Source organism: Pyrococcus sp., from assembly GCF_030153625.1.
GTDB lineage: Archaea > Methanobacteriota_B > Thermococci > Thermococcales > Thermococcaceae > Pyrococcus > Pyrococcus furiosus.
The window spans coordinates 1-7,786 of sequence record NZ_JASKLM010000067.1 but is presented as its reverse complement, the minus strand read 5'-3'; the positions used below and the strand labels follow the sequence as shown (position 1 = coordinate 7,786).

Sequence of the window (7,786 nt, the reverse complement as noted above, 5' to 3'; positions counted from 1 at the left end):
CCCGGTCTCATTTCGAACCCGGAAGTTAAGCCCCCCAGCGATCCCGGTTGTACTGCCCTCCGAGAGGGGGCGGGAAGCCGGGGACGCCGCCGGCCACTAACATTTGCGCCCGGGTGGTGTAGCCCGGCCTATCATGCGGGACTGTCACTCCCGCGACCCGGGTTCAAATCCCGGCCCGGGCGCCAAAATTCTTCTTTCTATTTTGTTCCTATGAGAATGGAGTATATGGGTTTGAAAATTGAAATATCAGAGGAGGTTTATGAGCCAGCGGAAGATTCTTTCCTTTTGGCTGAGGTTCTTCTAAAGGAAGTTAGGGATGAGGACATTGTACTGGATATGGGGACGGGAAGTGGTATCTTAGCACTTTTAGCGGCAAAAAAAGCGAAATTTGTTGTCGGCGTTGACATAAATGAAAGAGCCGTTGATATTGCTTGGAAAAATGCAGTCAATAATGACGTAAAAAATGTGATCTTTGTAAAGAGCGATTTATTTGAGAACATTAGGGGCAGATTCTCTCTAATAGTTTTCAACCCTCCATATCTCCCAGGAGAAGATGAAGAAATTAGAGACCCTATAGATTTAGCCCTAATTGGGGGTAAAACTGGTGGAGAAGTAATTGAACGCTTTGCAAAACACGTGAAAGATTTTCTTCTTCCTGGGGGAAGAGTTCTCCTTTTATATAGCTCACTCACTAAAATTAACGTAAGAAAGTTATTTGATGAACTTGGGTTCAAAACTGCGATTGTGGCTAAGGAAAAATTGTTTTTTGAGGAGTTATACGTCATGAAGGCTGAGCTCTCTTTACACTTCCGATGAACCTTACAACCGGCTTTTCATGGTGTTCTTCTTGAGACCATTCTTCTTCAATGTAATCTTTTAACTTTGCTTCATATAGTAGGAGTTTGGGCTTTACATTGAGCATGTCATCGACTTCTCCCTAACTTATTTAAGTTTTTCGTCGAAAATCTTCAAGACATCCTTAAAGTCTGGAATTTGTATCCCAAGGAGGGTTGCAGAATATGCAGGAATATCAAAAATTTTCTTAACTTTTTCAATAATTCCTACGTCTCCAGTTGCAACAATATCAAATTTTTTCAACTCAAAATCGGGGCTTTTAACGACCTTAACTTCTCCCTTAATTCTTCTTTTTTCTAACTCCTTTTTTGTTAGCTCTGCTATTCTCCCACTTTTTGACGTTGACTTACCATAGAAAATGATAACTTTTTCTGGGGCCAGAGTGGATAGAGTATCTGCGATAATTCTTATTAGGTTGAGGGTATTCTGGTCAAATTTGTAGTTTTTTATGTATCTGATATCTCTAACTATTCCATCCTCACATCTAAAAGCTTCTCCCCTAATTACAGAATCTAGGGTAATTAAAACATTGAAGCCATCTATCCCGATTTCTTTTCCAGTAATCTCATTCTTTGAAGCGAGTTTTCGTTTTGTCTCTTCAATCCATTTTGTGGGAAATACGCATCTCGCCAAAAGATGTCTTGCATTTGAAGGAAGAAGGTAATGATTGCATACAAATTCCAAAGCTTTGGACTTCCTATAACCCCTATTGAGCAAGTATTTTAAATCTTTATATGCCTCATACACTCTCCCCATTTTCCTCTAGTAAGTTTGGACAAAATACTTTTAAAATATTCTTTTACACTGTGGTTTTGTGATAGCAGGAATATTATTAGCTTTAGGGGCAGCATTTTCCTGGGCATTGTCTTCAGTTCTCTCAAAAATGATAATGGAAAGGATTAGTCCTTTATCCTTAAATATTGTTAGGTTATTGATAAGTGGGCTGGTTTATTTGGGGATGTTCCTTGTACTTCCATTTCCTAACAAACCAATTTTGTGGTGGCTGATCGTTATAGCTTCAGGTGTTTTAGGTTTTACAGTGGCTGATTTTATGTTCCTAAAAGGAATGAAGGAAGTTGGAGTGTCAAGGGCAAGTATATTGGTCACTCCTCATCCTATACTTACGATGATACTTGCTCATTATTTTCTTGGAAGACCTTTAAATTCCGGAATTTTTCTTGGAGCCTTTCTCATAGTTCTTGCTGTTATAATCCTGCTTAGTGAAAGCGGGAATAGAGAGTCAAAGACTTCGTTTGAGGGCGTTCTTTGGATCTTTGGGGCAGAGGCCTTGTGGACTGTTGCTGTTCTCTTGACAGATTGGCTTGTTGAAAACGAGTCCCCTCTTCTTATTACGGGGCTACGTATAATAGGCGGGAGTATTGGAGCTATATTTTTTGTACCTTCTGTCTTAAAAGAGGTAAAGAGAATTAGCATAAGAGATTATGTCTGGATTGTTATCATAACTTTTCTTGGAACCGTTATTGGGCAGTATCTTTTTGTCATGGCGATAAGACTTGTTACTTCAAGCATTGCAACTCCCATAACAGAGTCTAGTCCAATTATGGCCACTATACTTGCAGCATTTATTCTGAAAGAAGAGATAACTGAAAGAATCTTCATTTCTATTATACTTGCATTTGTGGGAGTTATCCTAATTGGGATTTTTATGTGAGGCTTTATTTTTGACAGTAGAGATTATTGTTATAAAATTGTTAACTTTTAATGACTATCAGGGTTAAATTAACAGGTAAATTTCTAAAAGTTACAAAGGGATAAGAATTTTTCCTGATATTTGACATAGTTCTATGAATTTTTATTTCAATGTGTTTCAAAATATCTATACATTTTGACTATATGTAATATATCCTCATTAGAACTGTTGACACCAAAATATTTATTAAGCATAAAATAACCATGCAACTTTGATCACTAATGTACGGTGGTGCCACATGAAGGGGCTAAAAGCTCTCATATTAGTGATTTTAGTTCTAGGTTTGGTAGTAGGGAGCGTAGCGGCAGCTCCAGAGAAGAAAGTTGAACAAGTAAGAAATGTTGAGAAGAACTATGGTCTGCTAACGCCAGGACTGTTCAGAAAAATTCAAAAATTGAATCCTAACGAGGAAATCAGCACAGTAATTGTATTTGAAAACCATAGGGAAAAAGAAATTGCAGTAAGAGTTCTTGAGTTAATGGGTGCAAAAGTTAGGTATGTGTACCATATTATACCCGCAATAGCTGCCGATCTTAAGGTTAGAGACTTACTAGTCATCTCAGGTTTAACAGGGGGTAAAGCTAAGCTTTCAGGTGTTAGGTTTATCCAGGAAGACTACAAAGTTACAGTTTCAGCAGAATTAGAAGGACTGGATGAGTCTGCAGCTCAAGTTATGGCAACTTACGTTTGGAACTTGGGATATGATGGTTCTGGAATCACAATAGGAATAATTGACACTGGAATTGACGCTTCTCATCCAGATCTCCAAGGAAAAGTAATTGGGTGGGTAGATTTTGTCAATGGTAGGAGTTATCCATACGATGACCATGGACATGGAACTCATGTAGCTTCAATAGCAGCTGGTACTGGAGCAGCAAGTAATGGCAAGTACAAGGGAATGGCTCCAGGAGCTAAGCTGGCGGGAATTAAGGTTCTAGGTGCCGATGGTTCTGGAAGCATATCTACTATAATTAAGGGAGTTGAGTGGGCCGTTGATAACAAAGATAAGTACGGAATTAAGGTCATTAATCTTTCTCTTGGTTCAAGCCAGAGCTCAGATGGTACTGACGCTCTAAGTCAGGCTGTTAATGCAGCGTGGGATGCTGGATTAGTTGTTGTGGTTGCCGCTGGAAACAGTGGACCTAACAAGTATACAATCGGTTCTCCAGCAGCTGCAAGCAAAGTTATTACAGTTGGAGCCGTTGACAAGTATGATGTTATAACAAGCTTCTCAAGCAGAGGGCCAACTGCAGACGGCAGGCTTAAGCCTGAGGTTGTTGCTCCAGGAAACTGGATAATTGCTGCCAGAGCAAGTGGAACTAGCATGGGTCAACCAATTAATGACTATTACACAGCAGCTCCTGGGACATCAATGGCAACTCCTCACGTAGCTGGTATTGCAGCCCTCTTGCTCCAAGCACACCCGAGCTGGACTCCAGACAAAGTAAAAACAGCCCTCATAGAAACTGCTGATATCGTAAAGCCAGATGAAATAGCCGATATAGCCTACGGTGCAGGTAGGGTTAATGCATACAAGGCTATAAACTACGATAACTATGCAAAGCTAGTGTTCACTGGATATGTTGCCAACAAAGGCAGCCAAACTCACCAGTTCGTTATTAGCGGAGCTTCGTTCGTAACTGCCACATTATACTGGGACAATGCCAATAGCGACCTTGATCTTTACCTCTACGATCCCAATGGAAACCAGGTTGACTACTCTTACACCGCCTACTATGGATTCGAAAAGGTTGGTTATTACAACCCAACTGATGGAACATGGACAATTAAGGTTGTAAGCTACAGCGGAAGTGCAAACTATCAAGTAGATGTGGTAAGTGATGGTTCCCTTTCACAGCCTGGAAGTTCACCATCTCCACAACCAGAACCAACAGTAGACGCAAAGACGTTCCAAGGATCCGTTCACTACTACTATGACAGGAGCGACACCTTTACAATGACCGTTAACTCTGGGGCTACAAAGATTACTGGAGACCTAGTGTTTGACACAAGCTACCATGATCTTGACCTTTACCTCTACGATCCTAACCAGAAGCTTGTAGATAGATCGGAGAGTTCCAACAGCTACGAACACGTAGAATACTTAAACCCCGCCCCAGGAACCTGGTACTTCCTAGTATATGCCTACTACACTTACGGTTGGGCTTACTACGAGCTGACGGCTAAAGTTTATTATGGCTGAAGCCTTTTAACTATTCTTTCTTTTTTGTTTTAGGGAGGTGAATTTTTGTGAAAAAGGTATTCTTAGGGGTAATTATCATTACTTTACTCTTATCTCCAGTGAAAGCTGGAGAATATCTCTACGTCTACAAACCTACTACTCCAGATACAGCCTTTTCGGTAATAGCATTATATAAGGTAGGCGAATATGCAAGAGCTTTAGAGGGTTGTGAATGGTTAATGCAAATTAAAACACCTTTTGACTCTTGGGGTTATGCATATGGAGAAAAGCATGAGCCTAAGTATACTGCAATGGCAATGATGGCGCTGATGAGGTGTGAAAACCTTGCCCGCGGGAGATATTATCTCACAATTACAAATGCAGCATACTGGTTGATCTACACTCAAAAATCTGATGGATCCTGGGATAGTTACTTTGACACTGCCTTATCTTACATTGCCTTAAAGGAATACTTGGGCCTTCCCTCACAAGGATATATTGACATTAGAGAGCAAGTTAAAGAGGCTGTGAGACGAGCTAGGGAGTGGCTCCTCTCTAATACTCCTCACACTGATATTGAAAAAATATTTGGGTTAATGGCACTTGAAGATAGAAAGTCACTCGAGAAATTAGGGATTAATGAAGAATTGGAGGTTTACAAAGCATTTGCTCTTTCCTACTTAGGAGAGAGTGTAAACTTGCCTGTAAGAGACTATAATAGCCCCATGGAAGTTGCAATGGCTCTATATGCAACTGGGAAAGAAAAGTATAAGGAGAAACTACTTGCTCTTCAAAACTTTGGCTTTTGGGGAGTTTTAAGATATAGAGTTTTGGATTTGATTGATGTTTCCAAAATTAATGAATTTAGAAATCTTACGTCGGTAGCATGTCCCTACCTCAAGAAAGTAACTCCTCAATTTGAATGGGAGAAAGTTGTGCTTGCAGATTATTATCTCCACTGCGGTGTTTCCCCTGAATTGCCCTCAAATATAACTGGGTTACTTCCATGGCAAATTGCTGAAGTTGCAAGAATTAAAGCTTATCTTGGGTTGGATTATAGCAACGAGATTAAATACCTCCTTTCCATTCAGGAAAATGGGAAATGGGAAGACTTTTTCAATACCGAATATGTTATTTTAGTCTTTAAGATGTTGGATGTCCCTTACAATTATACCTCCTCCATAGAGTACTTGAAGGCTAATCTAACATGGATGGTTAGTGCAAAAGATGAGTCAGGAGCTCCAATCTATTATAAAATACCCACATACTATTTTGCATATGCCTTAATTCTGTTTAAAGAATTCAACATGAGTGAGGAGTTTAATATAACCCTGAAAATACTTCAAGAAAGACAATATAAGACAGGAGCATTTCCATACACTCAGGGGTCTGTAGCTGGTATAACATCTACTTCGAAAGTTCTTTGGGCTTTAGAAAAAGTTGGACTTGTTGATTCTGAAATGTATAGAAATGGTGTTTCCTACCTTAGAAAGCTTCTCTTTGCTGATATTCCTGAACCTAGACTTGTCGATGGGAAGGTTTTCTTAGAAAACTCAACGCTTATCTTAATTAGAGATTCTAAATATATAGGAAATGCAACGAACTCTGCGGTAGTTTCAACACTCGACGGTTACATTGTTATATATCCATCTCAATACCCCCTCTCAATTAAAGCATATGAAGTACATGGATTTAGAGCAGAAAAGGGAAGTGCTCTTTGGACAGTCCTCTCAATAGTACTGGTGGTTGGGGGAGGGATGATAGTTATTATCTTCAAGAAGGTAAAAATTAAAAGGTAGCTATCTTTCTATAGCTTCATATATCATTTTTTCTCCTTCACGTCCCACAAACTTAGCCTCATAAACTTTCGTTGTTCCATTGGTTGTTATTTCCATAATTACTTTCTTTACATCTTTTATGGGAATTTTCTCACTTGTTGTGTACTCTTTTGAAACAATTACTTGGGCAAAAACATCTCCTTTTCTTTCAAATTTAAACACTAAAGTTCCATCTCTCAGCTCATATCCCTTGTATCCTACTCCTGCCATCCTGAAAGTTGCTCTAAGGGAATAGTATCTTTCTTCGTTTGCATAGTGCATTATTCCATATGCTCCTGCAACTACAAAAATTAATGCTATTGCACCAAGAACTTTTTTCATCATACAACACCAATTCAACTTAGCACATAAAAATATAAAAATGCTTTCAGATCTTGTGGTAAAGATGATGAACCCGCGCAGCTCTGAAGGGATGATGAGGATCTTAAGTGCTGATCTCTACCAAACTTTTGTTCCTACCGGAACTTCTTCTGGAACAGGAAGTAAGTAAACTTTTCCATTTTCTTCTTCTGCCACTATTAGCATTCCTTCACTTTTAACTCCAGAGAATTCTTTTGGTTTTAAGTTTAGAACAAAAATAAATTTCTTCCCTTCTAAATCTTTGGGGTTATATTGATCTGCTATTCCAGTTACTATTGTTCTCGTTTCTTTTCCAAAATCAACAACCAACTTTATCAATTTCCTAGTTCTCTTTAACTTTTCTGCCTTTATTACCTTTCCAACTCTCATATCAAACTTCCAAAATTCTGAAACGTCATATAACTCCATAAAATCACCTTATATATGATTGGAAAAGTATCTTTTTCAATGCTTCGTTGACATCATTGACATCTCTCCCGACCATGAGGTAGGTAACGTTGCCTTTGAATGTTCTCCTATACCTCTCGACCAGCTCTTCATCAACTTTGCTGTCTCCTATGTAGATGGCTTCCTCCCCTTGTGTAACTTCATATAAGGCCCGGGGGTCAGGTTTTTCAAACATATCTCTTGTAACAACTTTGTCGAATTTAAAGCGGATAATTTCCTCTGCAAGCTTCATCTCTAGGGAATCTCTTCCAGTAACTATCCCCAGCTTATAAGTTTCTTTTGCCTTCTTTAATAGATACTGTCAGGATAAGCAGTGGGGCGTCAGGTTTAAATCCCAGACACTACCACAGAAAAAGAAAGGGGGGAACATGCAAGCCGAAACCATTATCAACC

8 protein-coding genes, 1 tRNA gene, 1 rRNA gene, 1 other RNA gene and 1 pseudogene are annotated in these 7,786 nt (G+C 39.3%); 7 read left to right on the top strand and 5 right to left on the bottom strand.

From position 1 onward, the window contains the following. The 3 genes from rrf to PWP39_RS09320 all read left to right on the top strand — a co-directional run. Positions 1–95: ribosomal RNA gene (gene rrf / locus PWP39_RS09330) — 5S ribosomal RNA — on the top strand; the annotation flags it as partial. Positions 96–107: 12 nt separating this feature from the next. Then, positions 108–185: transfer RNA gene (locus PWP39_RS09325), tRNA-Asp, on the top strand. Positions 186–210: 25 nt separating this feature from the next. Further along, positions 211–816 carry a HemK2/MTQ2 family protein methyltransferase gene (locus PWP39_RS09320; protein WP_011012819.1) on the top strand — a complete coding sequence of 202 codons (606 nt, stop codon included), beginning with the start codon at positions 211–213 and terminating at the stop codon, positions 814–816. Here the strand turns inward: PWP39_RS09320 and PWP39_RS09315 are convergent. Then, positions 782–922, bottom strand: a complete 141-nt coding sequence (locus PWP39_RS09315; protein ID WP_158295419.1) for a hypothetical protein — start codon at positions 920–922, stop codon at positions 782–784. The genes PWP39_RS09320 and PWP39_RS09315 overlap by 35 nt on opposite strands. A gap of 20 nt (positions 923–942) precedes the next feature. Then, on the bottom strand, positions 943–1,611 hold the full coding sequence (locus tag PWP39_RS09310; protein WP_011012818.1) for a DUF434 domain-containing protein: 669 nt from the start codon (positions 1,609–1,611) through the stop codon (positions 943–945). 58 nt (positions 1,612–1,669) lie between these two features. Between PWP39_RS09310 and PWP39_RS09305 the strand changes: the two genes are divergently transcribed. The 3 genes from PWP39_RS09305 to PWP39_RS09295 all read left to right on the top strand — a co-directional run bounded on the left by PWP39_RS09305 (position 1,670) and on the right by PWP39_RS09295 (position 6,547). Next, positions 1,670–2,527 (top strand): DMT family transporter, encoded by an 858-nt coding sequence (locus tag PWP39_RS09305; protein WP_011012817.1) that lies wholly within the window; start codon positions 1,670–1,672, stop codon positions 2,525–2,527. Positions 2,528–2,804: 277 nt separating this feature from the next. Beyond that, on the top strand, positions 2,805–4,769 hold the full coding sequence (locus PWP39_RS09300) for a S8 family serine peptidase (RefSeq protein ID WP_011012816.1): 1,965 nt from the start codon (positions 2,805–2,807) through the stop codon (positions 4,767–4,769). Positions 4,770–4,816: 47 nt separating this feature from the next. Continuing rightward, on the top strand, positions 4,817–6,547 hold the full coding sequence (locus PWP39_RS09295; RefSeq protein WP_011012815.1) for a prenyltransferase/squalene oxidase repeat-containing protein: 1,731 nt from the start codon (positions 4,817–4,819) through the stop codon (positions 6,545–6,547). Here PWP39_RS09295 and PWP39_RS09290 read toward each other — a convergent pair whose 3' ends face one another. Continuing rightward, positions 6,548–6,907: a hypothetical protein gene (locus PWP39_RS09290; protein ID WP_014835585.1), complete on the bottom strand. Its 360-nt coding sequence runs from the start codon at positions 6,905–6,907 to the stop codon at positions 6,548–6,550. A gap of 60 nt (positions 6,908–6,967) precedes the next feature. Between PWP39_RS09290 and PWP39_RS09285 the strand changes: the two genes are divergently transcribed. Beyond that, an RNA gene (locus PWP39_RS09285) (C/D box small nucleolar RNA) lies at positions 6,968–7,024 on the top strand. Here the strand turns inward: PWP39_RS09285 and metG are convergent. Continuing rightward, positions 7,025–7,354 (bottom strand): methionine--tRNA ligase subunit beta, encoded by a 330-nt coding sequence (metG, locus tag PWP39_RS09280; protein WP_011012813.1) that lies wholly within the window; start codon positions 7,352–7,354, stop codon positions 7,025–7,027. It abuts the RNA gene before it with no gap. Between the two features lie 4 nt (positions 7,355–7,358). After that, positions 7,359–7,676, bottom strand: a pseudogene (locus PWP39_RS09275) (HAD family hydrolase); the annotation flags it as partial. Positions 7,677–7,786: the final 110 nt, after the last annotated feature.